The organism is Burkholderia torrens, assembly GCF_984668525.1.
Window position 1 is genome coordinate 545,516 of the sequence record NZ_OZ480212.1, and the last position, 19,573, is coordinate 565,088.

The 19,573-nt window shown below is 67.0% G+C and carries 12 protein-coding genes; 4 read left to right on the plus strand and 8 right to left on the minus strand.

Annotated features, from left to right (window positions below; all coding sequences use genetic code 11):
* Positions 1–26 precede the first annotated feature (26 nt).
* From AC5LXX_RS18780 to osmF, 4 genes are read right to left on the minus strand one after another with little or no spacing between them, the layout of a single operon-like run.
* Positions 27–794 carry an ABC transporter permease gene (locus AC5LXX_RS18780; RefSeq protein WP_493412631.1) on the minus strand — a complete coding sequence of 256 codons (768 nt, stop codon included), beginning with the start codon at positions 792–794 and terminating at the stop codon, positions 27–29.
* Positions 791–1,744 (minus strand): ABC transporter ATP-binding protein, encoded by a 954-nt coding sequence (locus AC5LXX_RS18785; RefSeq protein WP_493412632.1) that lies wholly within the window; start codon positions 1,742–1,744, stop codon positions 791–793. The genes AC5LXX_RS18780 and AC5LXX_RS18785 overlap by 4 nt, the downstream gene beginning before the upstream one ends.
* The gene (locus AC5LXX_RS18790; RefSeq protein WP_493412633.1) at positions 1,741–2,919 is read right to left on the minus strand and encodes an ABC transporter permease; all 1,179 of its coding nucleotides are present in this window, start codon (positions 2,917–2,919) and stop codon (positions 1,741–1,743) included. Before AC5LXX_RS18790 ends, AC5LXX_RS18785 begins: the two co-directional genes overlap by 4 nt.
* On the minus strand, positions 2,916–3,839 hold the full coding sequence (gene osmF / locus AC5LXX_RS18795) for a glycine betaine ABC transporter substrate-binding protein OsmF (RefSeq protein ID WP_493412634.1): 924 nt from the start codon (positions 3,837–3,839) through the stop codon (positions 2,916–2,918). Before osmF ends, AC5LXX_RS18790 begins: the two co-directional genes overlap by 4 nt.
* Positions 3,840–4,005: 166 nt before the next feature.
* Here osmF and AC5LXX_RS18800 point away from each other — a divergent pair, with 166 nt between their 5' ends.
* Entirely contained in the window at positions 4,006–4,935 is a 930-nt protein-coding gene (locus AC5LXX_RS18800) for a 2-hydroxyacid dehydrogenase (RefSeq protein ID WP_493412635.1), read from the plus strand.
* A gap of 36 nt (positions 4,936–4,971) precedes the next feature.
* Here the strand turns inward: AC5LXX_RS18800 and AC5LXX_RS18805 are convergent, their stop codons facing one another.
* From AC5LXX_RS18805 to AC5LXX_RS18815, 3 genes are all read right to left on the minus strand, one after another.
* Entirely contained in the window at positions 4,972–6,075 is a 1,104-nt protein-coding gene (locus tag AC5LXX_RS18805) for a terpene synthase family protein (RefSeq protein ID WP_493412636.1), read from the minus strand.
* Between the two features lie 45 nt (positions 6,076–6,120).
* A complete protein-coding gene (locus tag AC5LXX_RS18810; protein ID WP_493412637.1) occupies positions 6,121–7,083 on the minus strand; it encodes an SAM-dependent methyltransferase in 963 nt (320 codons plus the stop codon).
* Between the two features lie 496 nt (positions 7,084–7,579).
* Positions 7,580–9,529 carry a Xaa-Pro dipeptidyl-peptidase gene (locus AC5LXX_RS18815; RefSeq protein ID WP_493412638.1) on the minus strand — a complete coding sequence of 650 codons (1,950 nt, stop codon included), beginning with the start codon at positions 9,527–9,529 and terminating at the stop codon, positions 7,580–7,582.
* Between the two features lie 492 nt (positions 9,530–10,021).
* Between AC5LXX_RS18815 and AC5LXX_RS18820 the strand changes: the two genes are divergently transcribed.
* Positions 10,022–10,831, plus strand: coding sequence for a hypothetical protein (locus tag AC5LXX_RS18820; protein WP_493412639.1), 810 nt, complete (start codon positions 10,022–10,024; stop codon positions 10,829–10,831).
* Between the two features lie 8 nt (positions 10,832–10,839).
* Here AC5LXX_RS18820 and AC5LXX_RS18825 read toward each other — a convergent pair whose 3' ends face one another.
* Positions 10,840–12,108, minus strand: coding sequence for a lipoprotein-releasing ABC transporter permease subunit (locus tag AC5LXX_RS18825; RefSeq protein WP_493412640.1), 1,269 nt, complete (start codon positions 12,106–12,108; stop codon positions 10,840–10,842).
* Between the two features lie 89 nt (positions 12,109–12,197).
* Here AC5LXX_RS18825 and AC5LXX_RS18830 point away from each other — a divergent pair, with 89 nt between their 5' ends.
* Both AC5LXX_RS18830 and AC5LXX_RS18835 read left to right on the plus strand, forming a co-directional pair.
* Entirely contained in the window at positions 12,198–13,250 is a 1,053-nt protein-coding gene (locus AC5LXX_RS18830; protein WP_493412641.1) for an RNA-guided endonuclease InsQ/TnpB family protein, read from the plus strand.
* Between the two features lie 313 nt (positions 13,251–13,563).
* A complete protein-coding gene (locus AC5LXX_RS18835) occupies positions 13,564–19,569 on the plus strand; it encodes an alpha-2-macroglobulin family protein (RefSeq protein WP_493412642.1) in 6,006 nt (2,001 codons plus the stop codon).
* Positions 19,570–19,573: the final 4 nt, after the last annotated feature.

Sequence of the window (19,573 nt, forward strand, 5' to 3'; positions counted from 1 at the left end):
TCCTTCGAAAAATATCGCAGCGGCTGCTAGGTGCGCCGCGCGCTCGCCGCCCGCGCAAGCGCGCCGATGGCGTCGCTGACGAGCACCGCGAGCAAGCCGACGATCACGCCGCCTTGCAGCACGAACGCGGTGTTCGACGTCTGCAGGCCCGCGATGATCACGTCGCCGAGCCCGCGCGCGGCGACCGTCGAGCCGATCGTCGCGGTGCCGAGATTGATCACGACCGCGAGCCGGATCCCGTTGACGATCACCGGGAACGCGAGCGGCAGCTCGACCGACACCAGTTGCTGCCAGCCGCTCATCCCCATTCCACGTGCGGCATCGACGACGTCGCGCGGCACGTCTTCGAGCCCCGCGATCGTGCTTTCGAAAACCGGCAGGAGCCCGTACAAAACGAGCGCGATCAACACCGGCTTCAAGCCGAAGCCGACGGCCGGCACCGCGAGCGCGAGCACGGCGACGGGCGGGAAGGTCTGACCGATATCGACGACGCTGCGCGCGAGCGGCAGGAAATCCGCGCCGGACGGCCGCGTGACCGCGATGCCGGCCGCGACCGCGACGATCGTGCCGATCAGGCTCGACAGCGCGACCGTGCCGAGATGCGCGAGCGTGAGATCGAGCAGGCTCGCGCGATCGTAGATGACCGGTGCGCCGTTGTCCGCGAACGGTGCGAACACGCCCTGCAGCCACGCGGGGCGCAACAGCAGCACGAGCAGCAGCGCGAGCGCGGCCGCGCGCGCGACGTACGCGGGAAGTGCCGAACGCGTGGGCCGTACGCTGCCGTGCGCCGTCATGCAGGCTTCCTCGCGTGCGCACGGATCGCGTCGAGCGTGATGCGGCGGGGGCCGTGTGCGTGGCGATTGCCGTCGGCCGTATCGTCGACGGGCAGCGAATCGACACCGCGCCACAGCAGCTCGGACACTGCATCGCGCAGCGTGCGCGTCGCCGCGATCGGTTCGCCGTCGGCATGGCCGGGTTCGGCCACCGTATCGATCGGCGTCAGCGCGAGCAGGCGCAGCGGCCGGTCGACGCCCGCGACGAGCTGCTCGACGACGCCGGCCGCCGGCTTGCCGAGAATCTCGGCCGGCGTCGCGACCTGCAGCAGCTTGCCGCCGTCCATCACCGTGATCGTGTCGCCGAGCTTCAGCGCTTCCTCGATATCGTGCGTGACGATCACGACCGTGATGCCGAGGCGGCGCTGCAGCGCGAACAGGTCGTCCTGCGCCTTGCCGCGAATGATCGGGTCGAGCGCGCCGAACGGCTCGTCCATCAGCAGCATCGCCGGTTCGGCCGCAAGGGCGCGTGCCACGCCGACGCGCTGCTGCTGGCCGCCCGACAGCTCGTGCGGGAGTTTGCCTGCGAACTCGGCCGGTGCGAGGTGGAACAGTTCGAGCAGTTCGTTCACGCGCGCGTCGATGCGATCGGCGGCCCAGCCGAGCAGGCGCGGCACGGTCGCGATGTTGCGCGCGACGCTCCAGTGCGGGAACAGCCCGTGCCCCTGGATCGCGTAGCCGATGCCGCGCCGCAACTGCTCGGGCGCGACGGTCGCCGTATCGACGCCGTCGATGCGGATCGTGCCGCTGGTCGGCGCGATCAGCCGGTTGATCATGCGCAAGAGTGTCGACTTGCCGCTGCCCGAGGCGCCGACGAGTGCGGTGATGGTGCCGCGCTGTATCGTCAGCGACACGTCGTCGACGGCGACCACGTCGCCGAAGCGCTTGCCGGCCCGTTCGATCTCGATCATGCGGTACGTCCCTTCGCGAGCGACGTCGCGGCTTCGAACACGACGGCGGCCGCCAGTGCGAGCGCGATCGTCGGGATCGCGCCGAGCAGCACGAGATCGGCGGCCGATTGCCCGATCCCCTGGAAGATGAAGGTGCCGAACCCGCCGCCGCCGATCAGCGCGGCGACCGCGGTCAGGCCGATGTTCTGCACCAGCACGATGCGCAGGCCGCTCAGGATCACCGGCAGCGCGAGCACGAGATCGACGCGCAGCAGCCGCTGCGCACGCGTCATGCCCATCGCGCGCGCGGCTTCGGTCACATGCGGCGGCACCTGCCCGAGCCCGACCACGACGCTCGATGCGATCGGCAGCAGCGAATACAGGAACAGCGCGAGCACGGCCGGTGCGATGCCGATCCCGCGGATGCCGAGCGCGGCCGCGAGCGGCACGTGCGCGGCGAGCAGGCCGAGCGGCGCCATCATCAGCCCGTACATCGCGATGCTGGGGATCGTCTGCACGACATTGAGCACGGGCATGGCGACGGTCCGCACCGCCGCGATGCGTGCGCAGGCGATACCGAGCGGCAAGCCCGCGACGAGCGCGGCGGCGACCGAGCCGCCCGCGAGCGACACGTGGCGGATCGCCTCGCGCCAGAAATCGTCGCTGCGCACCGCGTATTCGCGCATCACGGAGAGGCTGTCCCACCAGCCGCTCGCGAGCGGCACCGAAATCGCTGCTATCGCGACGACGAGCGCGACGAGCCGCCGCCACGGGCCGAACGCGAGTCGTGCGAGCGCGTCGGCGATGAGCACGGACCACGCGAACAGCAGCAGCCAGACGCCTGCGTCGGGGGAGACGCGCGCGAGCATGTCGTCGGGTGCGACGATGTGCGTCGCGGCCGCGCCGACCGCATACGCGAGCGTGGCGAGCCCCGCGCAGCCGGCCGCGAGCCGCCGCGCGGGACGGCTCGCCGTCATCACCCACAGCGCGCCGGCGGTCCACAGTGCGGCGAGCGCGGCGCCCTGCATCGGCGGCAGCGCGGCGAACACCGACAGCCCGGCGCCGGCCGCGATCCGGTTCGGCCGCAGCACCGCGAACGGCAGGCCGAAAACGGCGACGATCGTCAGTACCCCGATCAGGATGCCGACCTTGTCGAGCGTGACGCGCCGCGCGGACGCCGCCGCGCGCGCCGTCATTTCACGAAGCCCTTCGCTTTCAGGTAGCTTTTCGCGACGCCGGCGGCCGGCTCGCCGTTGATCTGGATGCGGGCGTTCAGCGACTGCAGCGTCTTCAGGTCGAGGCTCGCGAATACCGGCTTCAGGTAGTCGGCGATCTGCGGATGCGCTTTCAGCACGGCTTCGCGGATCACCGGCGCCGGCGCGTAGACGGGCTGCACGTGCTTGTCGTCGTCGAGCACCGCGAGGCCGCTCGATGCGATGCCGCCGTCGGTGCCGTAGACCATCGCGGCGTTTACGCCGTCGGTCTGGTTCGCGGCGGCCTTGATCGTCGCGGCCGTGTCGCCGCCGGACAGCACGACGAGCTGCTCGGGTTTCAGCTTGAAGCCGTACGCCTTCTCGAACGACGGCAGCGCGGACGCGCTGTTCACGAATTCGGCCGATGCCGCGAGTTTCACCTTGCCGCCGCCGGTTACCCACTTGCCGAAATCGGAGAAGGTCTTCAGGTGCTGCGACTGCGCGACGGGGGCGAGCAGTGCGACGCCCCAGGTGTTGTTCGCGGGCGCCGGCGCGAGCCACACGAGATGGTTCGCCGCGTAGTCGAGCTTCTTCGCGGTGTCGTAGCCTTGTCCGGCGTTCTTCCACGTGGGGTCGTCGGCCTTGTTGAAGAAGAACGCGGCGTTGCCCGTGTATTCGGGGTAGATGTCGATCTCGCCGCTCGTGAGCGCCTTGCGCACGATCGGTGTCGTGCCGAGCGCGATCTTTTCGGTGACCGGAATGCCGTGGGCCTTCAGCACCTGCGCGATGAGATTGCCGAGCAGGTTGCCTTCGGTGTCGATCTTCGACGACACCACGACAGGTGTGTCGGCGTGCGCGCCGGGCGCGACGAGGGCGGCGGCGAACGCGAGGCCCAGGATCCGGGCGGGCAGGGCGAGCTTCATCGGGGCCAATCTCCAGGACGGGGGCGTACGCCGAAAGTTACTTGACTGAGCCGGCTTTGGCAAACCGCGTGCGGCGGCGTGCCCACAGCCGGTGTGGGGATAACCCGCATCCGTCACGCGCGCTTGTTACACTGAAATTCGTTCCTGCCTGTGGACACTTGCTGACATGAAGCCCGAGTTGCTGGTCCTCATCGCATTGCGCGGCGACGCGCAGCGCGAGATCGCCGCGTCTTTCGACGTGCGCCATGCCCCGACGCCCGACGAACGTGCACGCGCGATTGCCGAACACGGCAGCACGATTCGCGCGGTGCTGACCAACGGCAGCACGGGGCTCACCGCCGCCGAGATCGACCGGCTGCCGCAACTCACGTTCGTCAGCGCGCTCGGCGCCGGCTACGAGCATATCGACGTCGCGCATGCGAAGGCGCGCGGCGTCACGGTCGTCACGGGCGCCGGCACCAACGACGATTGCGTCGCCGATCACGCGTTCGCGTTGCTGCTCGCGGCGGTGCGCAACGTCGTGCAGCTCGATGCGAAAACCCGCGCGGGCGTGTGGCGCGACGGACTGTCGATGCCGCCGAACGTATCGGGCAAGAAGCTCGGCATCGTCGGGCTCGGCAAGATCGGCGAGAAGTGCGCGCGTCGCGCGGCCGGCTTCGACATCGAGATCGGTTATCACAACCGCTCGGAGAAGCCCGTGCCGTACCGCTATTTCGACCGGGTCGACGCGCTCGCGCAGTGGGCCGATTTCCTGATCGTCGCGACGCCGGGCGGCGCGGGCACGCGTCACCTGATCGATCGCACCGTGCTCGATGCGCTCGGCCCCGGCGGCTTTCTCGTCAACGTATCGCGCGGCAGCGTTGTCGATACCGCTGCTTTGGCAGACGCGCTGCGCGAACGGCGTATCGCGGGGGCGGGGCTCGATGTGTACGAAGGCGAGCCCGAGCCGCCGCGCGCGCTGACGGATTTCGACAACATCGTGCTCACGCCGCACATGGGCGGCTGGTCGCCCGAGGCGCTCGATCGGTCGGTGCAGCAGTTTCTCGACAACGCAGCGCGGCATTTCGCGGGGCAGCCGGTGTTGACGCCGGTGTAGGTGGCGTCGGGAGTGCCGGCGCGAAACGAGGCCGAATCAGCTCGCGGGGCGGCCGCTCGCCAGATCCGCGGCCGCCACTTCATCGGTGGATGGCAGCGGCCGAATGGTCACCTCGCCTGAAATGAACCGTTTTCCTTTGAAATCCCGGCCGTGATAGCGCGTGCTGATCGCGTGAAATTCGGCATTGCCGGACGCCAGATGCTCCAGTTCCGTCACGTACGCACGCACATCCGCGTTTTCTCCGAGCGGGCCGGCGAGGACCCGGTCGCGGGCGGCAATCAGATTGCGCTCGTTCTCGGCAACCAGCGTTGCCAGCTTGTTCAACGCGTCCTGGAGTTTCAGGCCGTCGCGGTACATCAGCAGCCAGACGGAATTGACCGAATCGGCGATATGAATCTCCTTCCGGAATGAATACGGGTCGTTGACCAGCGTAATCGAATCGATGGCGGCCGTTCTCATTTCCGCTAGCGACCGGTCGGCGACGAGGTGGTCGGTCATGTCGACGTCGATCGCGTATTCCGTCATGATTGCCGCCCATTCCCCGTAATTGTCGATGCGCCGCATCTCCAGATAGGCGTCGAACGTGAGCTCGTCCATCTTCAATGCCAAGGGATCCGTCTGCCTGACGATCAAGGTGCGAAGCGACTCTTCCAGTCGTTTCCAGACGCGGGGCCTCGACGCCAGCTGTTCCTTGACGGGCAGCAGTCCCTCGTACAGCAACTGCGCGATGGGGGCACTGTCCGGCGGGCGGACACCGGCGATCGCGTCGAAGTAATACTGTCGCAAGGTCGAGCGCCTTTGCGCCTGGTCCAGCATGTCGGGGTTGGTGATGGTGTCGTCGATCAGCGTGGTGATGCTCATCATCCGTTCCAGATCGTAGATCCTGTCGTTCCGGGTGTGCGGATAGCACAGGCCGCCGAATGACGGCATGCTTTGCGCCAGATAATGTTCCACAGCCTTCTGGCTGCCGTAGTACGCGAGGATGTACGGGCTGTCCGTGAGCGCGATTCGGCGTTCCGCCTCGTCGTGGTGCGGATGCCACATGGGCTTCAACTGCAGATGGAAGTCCGGATGGAATATTTTTTCCCCGGGCTTCGGCAGGCCGGGGAGATTGCGAACGAAGTTGGGAATCTCTTTCATGGCGGATTCTCGGGCTTGAGGTCTGGCGGCCGGAAAGGGCGACCTTCATCGATCGCGCTTGAGCACGAAGCTGTAGATCGAAACCTGGCGCTTCACGATTGCGACGGCCAGGCTTTCGCACATCACGCGGAGTTCTTCCAGCGCGCCGACGACGCCACCCGGGAAATGACGCTCGATGTTGTCCTGCACGCTCAGCAGCCATCGTGTCGCGTCCATCCGCTCCGGCAGGATTCTCACGTCATGGACGCGGAAGCTGCTCTGCTCGAATACCTGGCGCAGGTACGCCGGCGTCTTGCGATACTTGCATGCCAGCCTGTCGACATGATCGGGCGTATCGGACCGGTATTCCTGGAGGTCGACGTTATACAAGTTATCCGAAATGATGACCGTTCCATTCGCGGACAGCCGTTGCCGCAATTTGGCCATCACGATTTCGAAAAGATCGTAGGGAAAGTGGGAAATCACCCCGCGCATGATCGCAAGGTCGTAGGGTTGCGCGAAGTCCGGCAGCAAATCGAGATCCAGCGCATTGCACCGGAAAAGATTGATCCTGTCGGATAATGCTCGCGCGGCATTGACTTCGGCACAGTATTCGAGCTGGCGATCGCTGATGTTGATGCCGTCCAGGCGATGGCAATCGGGAAACCGCTCGGACAGATCCCGCAGTACCGTTCCCCAGCCGCACCCGATATCGAGTATCCGGTCGACTGGTTGGCGGCCGGGCGTATCCAGGCCGGCGAGCTTGAGTTGCAGCTCGAAATATCTGCGGCCGGATTCGTCGAGGTCGATCGGCTCCTGCGATCGAGTATGGTCATAGACACCGAACTGGAACCAAAGGCGATCGCCGATCACGTTGCGCCAGCTTTCCGGATCGTCCTGGTAAGCCTGTGCGACCCGCGACTCGTAGTCGTTTCGTTCCCGGCCTCGAATCGACGCGAATGGCTTGCCGGCCCGGCTATTCAATGGCGATCCCGATCCGACGGCGGCATCAGTGCCAATATTGTTCATTGCCATTCTCCGAGGCGGGCGTACGACGTCATGCACGGGGTAGCGGGACTTCCTTGGCCGGCGAGCGCGGTTGTTGCTGAATTGCGGTTGCATGATCGAAACTGACGGCATCCCCTTTCTTCGCTCGAGACGGGAAATCAGCGGCACCCCATTAAAAAAGAACAAACGATCGCCATGGGCCGCGACTCCGGCAATCGCGGGTCGGGCTCGAAACGGTAAGCAGTATGCAGGCGGAGGGAATCCCCCGGGGCGACCAGTTACAAATGTCGGGATTATCGATTTTTAAATCTAGTTGATCGGGATTCGATGTCAAGCGACCGAATTTGTTTCGTTTTTTGATTCAATGAGTCGCTTGATTCATAAAGTGCGGAATGATTATTCCGGTGGGTGGCTTTTTGTGGAAACAGAAAATCGAACCGGACGATCGAAGCAATCCGGGATGCGGGTGTGCCGGCATCCCGGATCGTTTCAAGGCGGTGCCGCGCACCGCCGCCGGTCAGGAGGCCGCCAGCGGCACCGTCACCGACGTGCCGGCCGGATCGAGCGTCAGGCCCGTGCCGGGCGTCGGCCGCAGCGTCGCCTCGTAATCGCTGGAGAGGACGACGAGCCCGAGCCGGTGGCCGGCTTCCAGCTTGTAGTCGCGCGGCATGAACGTCAGCTTCAGGTCGTACGGCAGGCCGGGCAGCACCGGCTCCGACAGCCACTCGGAAAGCCGGTTGCGCGGGTCGGTCCAGGCGCGCGTGACGATCGTGGCCGTGCCGTCCGGTGCGCGATCGACCAGCAGCGCCGTGACGTTGGCGACGCCGGTGAAGGTCAGCCTGACGCGTGCGGTTGCGGCGCCGGACAGGCGAGCCGCGGCCGTCAGCGGCGCGGTTTCGAAGCGGCTGCGGTTTTCGCCGGTCGGCGTGTTCGCCAGCGTGAGCGCGGGAATGCGCGCATCGTCGGTGAAGCGCGTGAGCGGGCCGCCGCTTGGCAGCCGCAGCAGCGTGCCGGTGCTGGCGCCGTCGCCGCCCGCGAAGTACGTGACCGGCGTCGCACGGCGTGCGGCCCAGTCGGCTTCCTTCAGCAGCGTGCCGTCCGCCTGCGCGATCACCGCGCGCGGATCGCGTTCGACGTCGTTTTGATAGCCGATCAGGTAGCGCGTGAACCAGCGGTTCACCTCGGCCGTCCATGCGTCGGCCATCCCCGGCACGCGGGTCGGATCGGTGTGCTTCAGGCGATGCAGCCACAGCTGCGTCGGCACGCCCTGGCGCCGCATCGCGAGATACCACGACGTCGACTGGTCGACGCGCACGTTGTCGTCGGTCAGCCCCTGCGCGACGAGCGCCGGTGCGACCGCGAATCCCGTCGGGATGTCGCGCGCGGCCCAGAACGGCGAATAGTCGCCGGTCTTGCGGTCTTCCTGCTGCAGCGCCTCGTCGATCAGGTGCGTGCAGCGCTCCGGATGCGCGTTCGTCAGCAGCGCCTTGATGTATACGTCGACATCCTCGCCCTGATAGCCTTCCGGCGCGCGCACGAGGCCGCCCGAGCGGTAGTAGCCGTACATGTTCGACAGCCCGGCGATCGGCACGATCGCGTCGAGCCCGCGCGTGCGCAGGCTCGCGACCATCTTCGGCAGCGTGCCGTCGTACGACACGCCGTACATGCCGACGTGGCCGGTCGACCAGTTCGCGACGACCGTCTTGCCGTTCGCGTCCTTCGCGGTCGCGTCGCGGCCGAGCCAGCGGATCACCGACGCCATCGCGACCGATTCGTCGCGTGTCAGGATCGTCGGGCAGCCGTCCGAGCCGGCGGTGCCGAGTGAATCCGCATAGACGATCGTGAAGCCGCGCGGCACGAAGTAGCCTTCGATCCACGAGCGGCCGGCGGCGGCCGCCTCGACCTGCTGCAGCATCCGCGACTGCGGCGCGGCGGCCAGGATACGCGTGGACGCCGATGCCGGCGCGCCAGCGGCCGCGGCCGGATGCGGCGTGCCGTCGAGTTCGACGTCGACGTCGTGATTGGGGCTGTCGGCGAGCCCGGCGTAATACGGGCTCGCGAGCACGATGACGGGCGTGCGCGCGCCGTTCGCCGTTTCGGACGGCCGCACGATGCGCACGTGGATGCGGTCGCGCGTGCCGTCGCCGTCGGAATCGACCGGCGTGTCGACCCACGCGTTCTCCTCGATCGTGCCGCCCGACAGCGACGGCTGCACCTGGCCGTTGCTGATCACCGGCTTGTAGCGCCCGTTGCTGGCCGGATTCGCGTACGGGACGCCGGACGGCGACACGTGCGACGCGAGCGACTGTGAATCGGCCGCTGCGGCGGCCCCCTCCTGCTGGCCCTGCGCGAGTGCGGATACACCCGCCACGCTGCCGCCGTCGTCGCCGCCGCACGCGGCGAGCGTCGTGGCGGCCACGAGCGCGGGAAGCCACGCGCGCCGGAATCCGGTTCGATGAATGTTCATTGAATCGACCTCGTCTCTTGTGATTGTCTGGAACCGGCACGGCTCGCGATACGCCCCCTGCGGCCTGGCCGGGTACTGCGTCGGATGAAGCGGAACTGCACCATCAAAAGCGGCGGGCGGGACGCACGGGCGTCTCGCCCCGAACGGAAAGCGTCAGCGCATCGGCGGCGCGGAATGAATGAAGGAGTGCGAATCAAATGCGGGCATGCCCGAGCTTCCTTCAGGTTTCGGATGAAACGGAACGGCACGATGCGATGAGGCGGGAATGTTGCGAACGGCGGTGCTGCAACGGCAGGAAGGCGCGACGCGAGTCGGCACGGCTGGCCGGATTGCTTTCCGGAAGCTTGCGCAAAAGTTATCCCAGTGAAATCTTCGTGTCAAACTTTTTTAGCTTTAATCAAACAAAGTTTCGACTCGCGGGCGACATGCCGTCTCAACTTATGTGGAATCCATCCGTAAACAGGGAAAAACAGTCTGAAAGGAGAGAGGGCAATGACGATTTCGGTCACGGCGGCGGGCGGCTTGTCGCTCGCGCAGATGGCGCAGGCGGCGCTCGACGGGCGCCAGGAGACGGATACGGCGGCGGCCGGTAACCCGCCAGGCCAGCCGCTCACCGTCCGGGCGGTGGATCCGGAAGCGCTGCAGGCGGCGCTGACGAAACAGTTGTCGATGGTCGGCGACCTGACGATGAAGCTGCGCGGCGTGACTGACCCGCTCGCGGCGAGCATGCAGGACATCATCGCGAAGCGCCCGGATCTGGCCGATGCGCAATTCGACTTCACGACCGACAACGGCCAGATCAAGGTCGAATCGACGAGCCTGTCGGAAACCGATCGCGCGTGGCTCGAGTCGACGCTGAACGCGAACGCCGGCCTCGTGCGCGCGACGAACGCGTTCCACGAGCAGGCGGTCGACCTTGCCGCGCAGGGCGCGGCCGTGCGCGGCGACACGTTCACCGACAGCGACCGCGCGGCGGCCGGCCGGAACGCCGATGCGCGTTTTCATTTCATGAGCCTGCTCAATGCGTCCGTCGCGCGCAACCAGCCGCTGGCGTCCGGCGAACACCTCGTCGCGCAGGACGGCACGCCGCTGACGGTCGGGCAAGCGGCCGGCACCGCGCGCGGCACGCTTGCGTTGCTGAATACCGCGCGCCAGTTGTCGTCGGGCACGGCGATCCTGGTAGACCGGTCGGGCCACAGGACGGCCGGCATGCGTGCCGAACTCGTCGACGTCGGCCTCGACGTGCTCGCCGACTACACGCCGGACGGCGGCAGCAGCGTCGGTTTCCACGAGACCGCGTGACGCGCGGCCTATTCGTCGCGCAACGCGTCGGCCGGCCGCACTCGGGCGGCCCGCCAGCTCGGGTATAGCGTCGCGACGCACGACATCAGGAATGCGGCCGCGGCGATCTCGATCACGTCGGCCGCCGCGAGCTTCGACGGCAGCGAGCTGAGGAAGTACACGGACGGCGTCAGGAAGCGGATGCCGAGCAACTGCTCGATCGCTGGCAGCACCCACGGGATGCTCACCGCGATCGCGCAGCCGAAGGCGACGCCCGCAAGCGTGCCGGCGAGGCCGATCGTCATCCCCTGGATCGCGAAGATCTTCATGATCGACCGCGGCGGCGCGCCGAGCGTGCGCAGGATCGCGATGTCGCCCTGCTTCTGCGTGACCGTCATCACGAGCGACGACACGAGGTTGAACGCGGCGACCGCGACGATCAGCATCAGGATCAGCGACAGCATCCGTTTCTGCAGCCGCTCGGCTTCGAACCACGTGCGGTTCTGCCGCGTCCAGTCGCGGATGTACAGATTGCCGGACAGCGTGCGCGACAGCGCCAGCGCGATCTCCGGCGCGTGCTGCAGGTCGTCGAGGCGCAGCCGGATGCCGGTCGGCGCGGGCACGTTGGACAGCTTCTGCGCATCGCGGATGTGGACGTACGCGAGCGCGCTGTCGTACTGGTAGTGGCCCGACTCAAACGTGCCGACCACGTTGAACTGGCGGAACCGCGGCAGCGCGTCGCCCAGGCGCGCGGTGTTGCCGGGTGCGAAAAACGTGATGCGGTCGCCGATCTTCACGTGCAGCGCGTCCGCAAGCGCGGCGCCGAGCACGATGCCCATCTCGCCCGGTACCAGCGCGTCGAGGCGGCCGGTCTTCAGCTTGCGCGCGATCTCGGACACGCGCGGCTCGAGCACGGGATCGATGCCGCGCAGTGCGACGCCCGTCACGTTGCCCGCGTTCGTCAGCAGCGCCTGTGCGTCGACATAGGGTGCCACGGCACGCACCGCCGCATTCTGTAACGATTCGTGCGCGGTCAGCCGCCAGTCGGGCATCGCGCCGGACGGCGAGAAGATTTCCACGTGCGCGAGCACCGACAGCATCCGGTCGCGCACCTCGGTGCGAAAGCCGTTCATCACCGACAGCACGACGATCAGCGCGGCCACGCCGAGCGCGATGCCGGCCATCGCGGCGCCGGCGATGAACGACACGAAGCCGTCGCCGGCCGAGCGCCGGCCGCCGCGCGCGTAGCGCAGCCCGATCTGCCATTCGAACGGGAGTTTCAAGCGGTTTCCTTTCATCAGTTGCTCCTTTCCTCCCCGTCCTTCAGGGCGGGGAGGAAAGGAGCGCTGCTGTTTGCCAGCGGCATTCCACCGTTAAAATGGCCGGCATGATCCTTGTCTATCGCTACCGCGTGAAGTCGCTCAACGGACTGCTTAACAAGCAGAGCCGCGCGGTAAACTACGTCTGGAACTTCTGCAACGACACGCAGAAGCATGCGCTCAAGTGGAGCAAGAAGTGGCCGACGGGTTTCGACCTGAACGTGCTGACGACCGGTAGCAGCAAGGAACTCGACATCCACTCCGGCACGATTAACGCGACGTGCGAGCAATATGCGAAGTCGCGCAGTCAGCACCGTCGGCCCTACCTGCGCTATCGCGGCAGGAAATCGCTGGGCTGGGTGCCGCTGAAGGGCCGCGACCTGAAGCGCGAAGGCGATGCGTTCCGTTTCGCCGGCAACACCTTTCGCGTGTTCAACAGCCGACCGCTTCCCGAAGGCAAGATCAAGGACGGGACCAACTTTGCGCAGGATGCACGCGGCAACTGGTTTCTCAATATCGTGATCGAGATGCCCGATGTGCAGGCCCGCCCGGTTCGTTCCGGTGTGGGCATCGATCTCGGCCTGAAAGACTTCGCCACACTTTCGACCGGAGAGAAGCTGCCCAATGACCAGTTCGGTCGACGAGCGGCCGAGAAGCTGGCGAAAGCGCAACGGGCGCGAAAGCACAAGCGGCATATCGCGAAGCTGCATGCCAAGGTCGCGAATGCCCGTGCCGATTTCCAGCACAAGCTCGCGCTCGATCTGGTGCGGCGCTTCGATTACATCGCGGTTGGCAACGTGTCGGCCGCAAAACTCGCCAGAACCAGGATGGCGAAGAGCGTCTACGACGCATCCTGGTCGTCCTTCCGAAACAAGCTCCGTTACAAGGCGATGGCGCACGGGGCCACGTTCGAGGAAGTCGACGAAAGCGGTTCTACCCAGTCCTGTTCGGCGTGCGGGTCGCAAGACAGCACGGCGCGGCCGAAAGGTATTGCGGGACTGAGAATAAGAGAGTGGGCCTGCAGTGACTGTGGTGTCGAGCATGATCGAGATACCAACGCTGCGCTGAACATTCTCCGATGCGGACGTGCATCGCCAGGTGTGGGAATCCTCTCCCTTTAGGGAGAGGGGGACGTCAATTCGATTCGATCCTGCCGAGCCGGGCATTCTAGCGAACGCGGCGCCGCCATGTGCAGAGATCGGGCGGTGGACCCGGGAACCCGTGGAAATTCGCCCGACCGGCCGGTCGTCGGCCGGCGTTGCGCGCCGGCACACCGCTGTTTCCATCGTTTCGGGTCTGATCGATAATGGCGCCCAGCATCCGGTCGAACATACCAAGTATTCACGGCGCAACCGGGCCGCGCCGTCACAGACCCATAACGATTCGGGGAAGGTTGCCGCTGGGGCAGCATGTCCTTGACAAGGAAATAACAAAATGGATTTGCTGCGCTTCCTGCTGCTCCTGCTGCTCCTGCCGATTCGCGTGGCGGGCTTCGTCTGGTGGCTGCTCGGCTGTGCGTTGCGGCCGCTGGTCGGCGACGTGTCGTGGACGGCGCCCGCATGGATGGGCGTCACCGCCGCGGCCGTGCGCCGCCGCCCGTGGCATGCCGGCGGCCTCGTGCTGCTCGCGGCCGCGCTCGGTTACGGCGGCTACTGGTTCAAACATCGCCCGAAGCCGCCCGAGCCCGAAACCGTCGGCTTCACCGTGAAGGTGCCGGCGATCACGACCTACGAGGTCGACGATGCCGACAAGCCGAAGATCACCGTGCATCCGCTGGAAGTGGCGTTCTCGCAATCTGCCGCGCCGATCGAGCAGGTCGGCAAGCCGGCCGGCGACGGCATCGAGATGACGCCCGCGCTGAAGGGTGCGTGGGAGTGGGCCGACGACAAGACGCTGCGTTTCACGCCGGCAGCCGACTGGCCGGTCGGCGCGCACTTCGAGGTGCGCTTCGCCGTGCATCGCGTGTTCGCGCCGCAGGTGACGATGCACGACGATCGTTTCGCGTTCGACCTGCCGGCGTTCGCCGCAATGTTCGGCAACAACGAGTTCTACCAGAACCCCGACAATCCAACGGAGAAGCAGGCGCTGCTGCAGTTGCGTTTCAACTACCCGGTCGACCCGGCCGAATTCGAGAAGCGCATCGGCCTCGTGCTGGTCGGCCGTGACGGCAAGGCCACGTCGCCGCTGCGCTACACGGTCAACTACGACAAGATGAAGACGAGCGCGTGGGTCTACTCGCAGCCGCTCGAGATCCCACGCGCTCCGCTGTCGGTGCGGCTCGACGTCGACAAGGGCGTGAAGAGCGCGCGCGGCGGCAACGGCACGCCGGACGTGCTGCATGCATCGGTCGGCGTGCCGGGGCTCTACAGTTTGTCGATCGGCAACGTCGCGCCAACGCTCGTCGACAACGAGCGCTACGAACCCGAGCAGGTGCTCGTCGCCGAAACGTCCGACGGCGTGCGTAGTGCCGATCTCGCCGCACGCGCGAAGGCGTGGGTGCTGCCGAAGCGCAAGCTCGGTGTCGACCAGTCGGACGACGACCCGCCGTACGAATGGAACGTGGCCGACATCAGCGATGCGGTGCTGAAGCAGTCGAAGCCGCTGCCGCTCGAAGCGGTGCCCACCGAGAACGATTTCGCGACGCTGCAGAGTTTCAAGTACCACGCGACGCCGGGCGACCGCGTCGTCGTCCGGTTCGAGGGCGACCTGAAATCGGCCGGTGGCTACCTGCTCGGCAAGCCCGTGACGAGCGCATTCACGGTGCCCGACTATCCGAAGCTGCTGCGCTTCATGGCCGATGGCTCGCTGCTGTCGATGAGCGGCAGCAAGCGGCTGTCGGTCGTGTCGCGCAACCTGCCGGGGATGAAGGTCGAGATCGGCCGCGTGCTGCCCGACCAGATCCAGCATCTCGTGAGCTTCAACAACGGCACGTACGCGCGACCCGAGCTGTCCTATTCGTTCAGCGAGGACCACATCGTCGAGCGCTTCGTGCAGACGCGCGCGTTCCCGGCCGGCGAGCCCGGCCGTGCGCATTACGAAGGCATCGATCTCGGCCAGTACCTGAAGGGCGGCAAGCGCGGCGTGTTCCTGCTGCACCTGTCGAAGTACGATCCGGCGGCCGAGAAGAAGAAAGCCGACGATGCGAAGGATGGCGATGCATCGTCCGGCGACGGCAGCCAGGATTCGTCCGACAACGCCGATTCGAGCGACAGCAGCGACAACGGCGACGACAGCGACAACGCACTCGGCGACACGCGCCTGATCGTCGTGACCGATCTCGGGATGCTGGTCAAGAAGGCACTGGATGGCAGTCAGGACGTGTTCATCCAGTCGATTCGCACCGGCAAGCCGGTTGCGGGCGCAACGGTGTCGGTGCTCGCGGTGAACGGCCAGGCGCTGTTCACGCAGACGACCAGCGCCGACGGCGTCGTGCATTTCCCCGCGTTCAAGGGGCTCGACCGCGAGAAGCGTCCGCAGCTGTACGTCGTGAAGAAGGACACCGACCTGTCGTTCCTGCCGGTGGCCGGCCGCGACCGCCAGCTCGACTTCTCGCGCTTCGACGTCGACGGCGAGCGCAATGCGACGGGCCAGGGGCAGCTGTCCGCGTATCTGTTCTCGGATCGCGGCCTGTACCGGCCGGGCGATCCGTTCCATATCGGCCTGATCGTGCGCGCGGCCAGCTGGGCGCGCAGCCCGGCCGGCGTGCCGCTGCAGGCGGAGATCGTCGACCCGCGCGGCATCACCGTCGAGCGCAAGCCGGTGACTGTCGACGCGACGGGCTTCACCGAGCTCTCCTATACGACGGCCGAAACGGCGCCGACCGGCACGTGGACGGTCAACCTGTATATCGTGAAGGACGGCCAGCCGGGCGCCGAGCCGATCGGCAGCACGACCGTGCAGGTGAAGGAGTTCCTGCCCGACCGGATGAAGGTCGACGCGAAGCTGTCGCAGCAGGTCGTCGAAGGGTGGGTGAAGCCGAAGGGGCTGAAGGGCATCGTCGATGCGCAGAACCTGTTCGGCACGCCGGCCGAGAAACGCCGCGTCGCGGCGACGCTGACGCTGCGTCCCGTGTGGCCGTCGTTCCGCAGCTGGCAGGGTTATCACTTCTTCGATGCCCGGCGCGCGAAGGAGGGCTACACGACGACGCTGCAGGACGGCACGACCGACGACAAGGGCCACGCCGAATTCGACCTCGATCTCGACAAGTACGCGGACGCGACCTACCAGCTGTACTTCCAGGCGAAGGCGTACGAAGCGGAAGGCGGTCGCAACGTCGCCGCGAACGCGCAGACGCTCGTGTCGAACAACGACTGGCTGGTCGGCTACAAGTCGGTCGACGACCTCGGCTACGTGAAGCGCGCCAGCCCGCGCACGGTGCGGCTCGTCGCGATCGACCCGGGCGCGAAGGCGATCGACGTGAAGGACCTGCGCGCGCAGCTCGTCGAGGAACGCTATGTGTCGGTGCTGACCAAGCAGGACTCCGGCGCGTACAAATACGATTCGCGGCTGAAGGAAGTGCCGGTCGACGAGAAGCCGCTGTCGATTCCGGCGGCCGGGCTCGACTTCGCGCTGCGCACCGACAAGCCGGGCAGCTACGCGCTCGTGATCCGCCGCGCGGACGGCACCGCGGTGAACCGGATCGAGTATTCGGTCACGGGCGCCGCGAACGTCACGCGCTCGCTCGACCGCAACGCCGAGCTGCAGGTGAGCCTTGCGAAGCACGACTTCAAGCCGGGCGAGCAGGTGGAAATCGCGATCCGCGCGCCTTACGCGGGCAGCGGCCTGATCACGATCGAGCGCGACAAGGTGTATGCGCACGCATGGTTCCATGCCGATACGACGAGCTCGATCCAGCACATCACGGTGCCGGCCGGTTTCGAAGGCAACGGCTACATCAACGTGCAGTACATCCGCGATCCGTCGTCGGACGAGATCTTCATGAGCCCGCTGAGCTACGGCGTCGTGCCGTTCTCGGTGAACCTCGATGCGCGCCGCAACGCGGTGAGCGTCGATGCGCCGGCGCTCGTGAAGCCGGGCGACACCGTCAACTTCACCGTGCATTCGGCGAAGCCCGCGAAGGTCGTCGTGTTCGCGGTCGATGAGGGCATCCTGCAGGTCGCGCGCTACAAGCTCGGCGATCCGCTGAAGTTCTTCTTCCGCAAGCGGATGCTCGAAGTCGGCACGTCGCAGATCCTCGACCTGATCCTGCCGGACTTCGAGAAGCTGATGGCGATGGCCGCGCCCGGCGGCGACGCCGACGACGCGATCGGCCGCCAGCTGAATCCGTTCAAGCGCAAGCGCGACAAGCCGGTCGTCTACTGGTCGGGGATCGTCGACGTGAACGGCGACACGCGCCTGAGCTACACGGTGCCCGACTACTTCAACGGGAAACTGCGCGTGATGGCCGTGTCGGTGTCGCCGGACCTGGTCGGCACGTTCGAAGGCGCGACGACGGTGCGCGGCGATTTCGTGCTGTCGCCGAACGTGCCGACGACGCTCGCGCCGGGCGACGAGGCCGACGTCAGCGTCGGCGTCGCGAACAACCTGACGGGCGTCGGCAACCAGCCGGTGCCGGTCGCGGTCACGCTGAAGACCGGCCCGCAGCTGCAGGTGATCGGGCCGGCGACGCAGAACGTCGCGCTCGCGCCGCAGCATGAAGGCGTCGCGCTGTTCCGCGTGAAGGCGACCGATACGCTCGGCTCGGGCGCGCTGTCGTTCGGCGCGCGCTACGGCGCGAAGGGCGCGCAGCAGCGCGTCGACGTGTCGGTGCGGCCGGCCGCCGCGTTCCGCACGCAGCTCGACATCGCGCGCGTCGATCCGGGCAAGAAGGCCAGCGTGCCGAACCTGCGGTCGATGTACGACGCGTACGCGTCGCGCGACGCGAGCATCTCGACCGCGCCGCTCGTGCTGTCCGAGGGGCTGTCGTCGTATCTCGTCAACTTCGACCACTATTGCAGCGAGCAGATGGTGAGCGCGGTCGTGCCGCGCGTGTTCGCGGCGAAGTGGCTGTCGGTGCGCGCGCTGACGAGCGCGATGCATGCGCCCGAAGCCGGCGCCGATGCGACGAACGCGAGCGCGATCGCGCAGTTCCTCGGCGTGCTGCGCAGCCGGCAGAACGCGCAGGGCGGGTTCGGGCTGTGGAGCGCGACGCCCGATGCCGATCCGTTCGTGTCCGCGTATTCGATGCACGTGCTGCTCGACGCGCGCGATCGTGGCGTCGCAGTGCCGAAGGACATGCTCGATGCAGGCGATGCGTATCTGCAGAAGCTCGCCGCGAACGACTCGCTCGGCTCGCTGGACCTGCTGCGGCAGCGCGCGTACGCGGTGTACCTGCTGACGCGCCAGGGCAACGTGACGACCAACAGTCTCGCGGCCGTGCAGAAGCGGCTGCAGGATGCGTATCCGAAAGACTGGAAGAGCGATCTCGCGGCTGCATGGCTCGCCGCGTCGTATCAGCTGCTGAAGCAGGACAAGGAGGCCGCCGCGCTGATCGCGGGCCCGCAGGCGTTGCTCGAACGCAAGCGCGCGTCCGACGGCGATGACGTGACGGGCTACTACATCGACCCGCTGACGCGCGACGCGAGCGTGCTGTACCTGCTCGCCAAGCACTTCCCGGAACGCGTGAGCAAGCTGTCGCCGCGCGCGATGGACAACCTCGCCGCGCCGCTCGTCGACAACCGCTACAACACGCTGTCGTCGGCGATGACGATCCTCGCGCTCGACGCGTATGCGGCGTCGAACGCGGGCCAGCTCGACCAGCTCGCGATCGACGAGGTGCGTGCGGGTGCCGGCGCGAAGGACGTGTCGTCGATCCACGCGAACCTCGTGCGCTCGGGCACGTGGGCGGCCGGCGCGTCGCGCGTCGACTTCGTGAACGGCAGCGCGTTGCCCGCGTGGTGGGTCGCGAGCCAGTCGGGCTACGACCGCGGCACGTCGACGAAGGCGATCAGGAACGGGCTGGAGATCGTGCGCGACTACACCGATACGAACGGCAAGCCGCTCGACAAGATCACGCTCGGCCAGGAGATCGACGTGCACCTGAAGATCCGCGCGACGGGCTCGGCGAACGTCGGCAACGTCGCGATCGTCGACCTGCTGCCGGGCGGCTTCGACCCGGTGATCGCGCCGCCGCCCGTGACCGACGCACAGGACGGTGACGGCAACGGCGGCGCGCCGGCGCCGGTGGCCGATGCGCCGTGGCGTTCGCCGATCGGCGTGACGGGTTCGACGTGGCAGCCGCAGTTCGCGGACGTGCGCGAGGATCGCGTGGTGATCTACGGCACCGCGACGACCGACGTGCGCGAATTCGTCTACCGGATCAAGGCGAGCAACGCGGGCCGCTTCATTGCGCCGCCCGCGTACGGCGAGTCGATGTACGACCGCCGCGTGCAGGCGCAGGCGCCGGGCGGCATGGCGCTGACGGTGGAGCGCGTGCGATGACGAG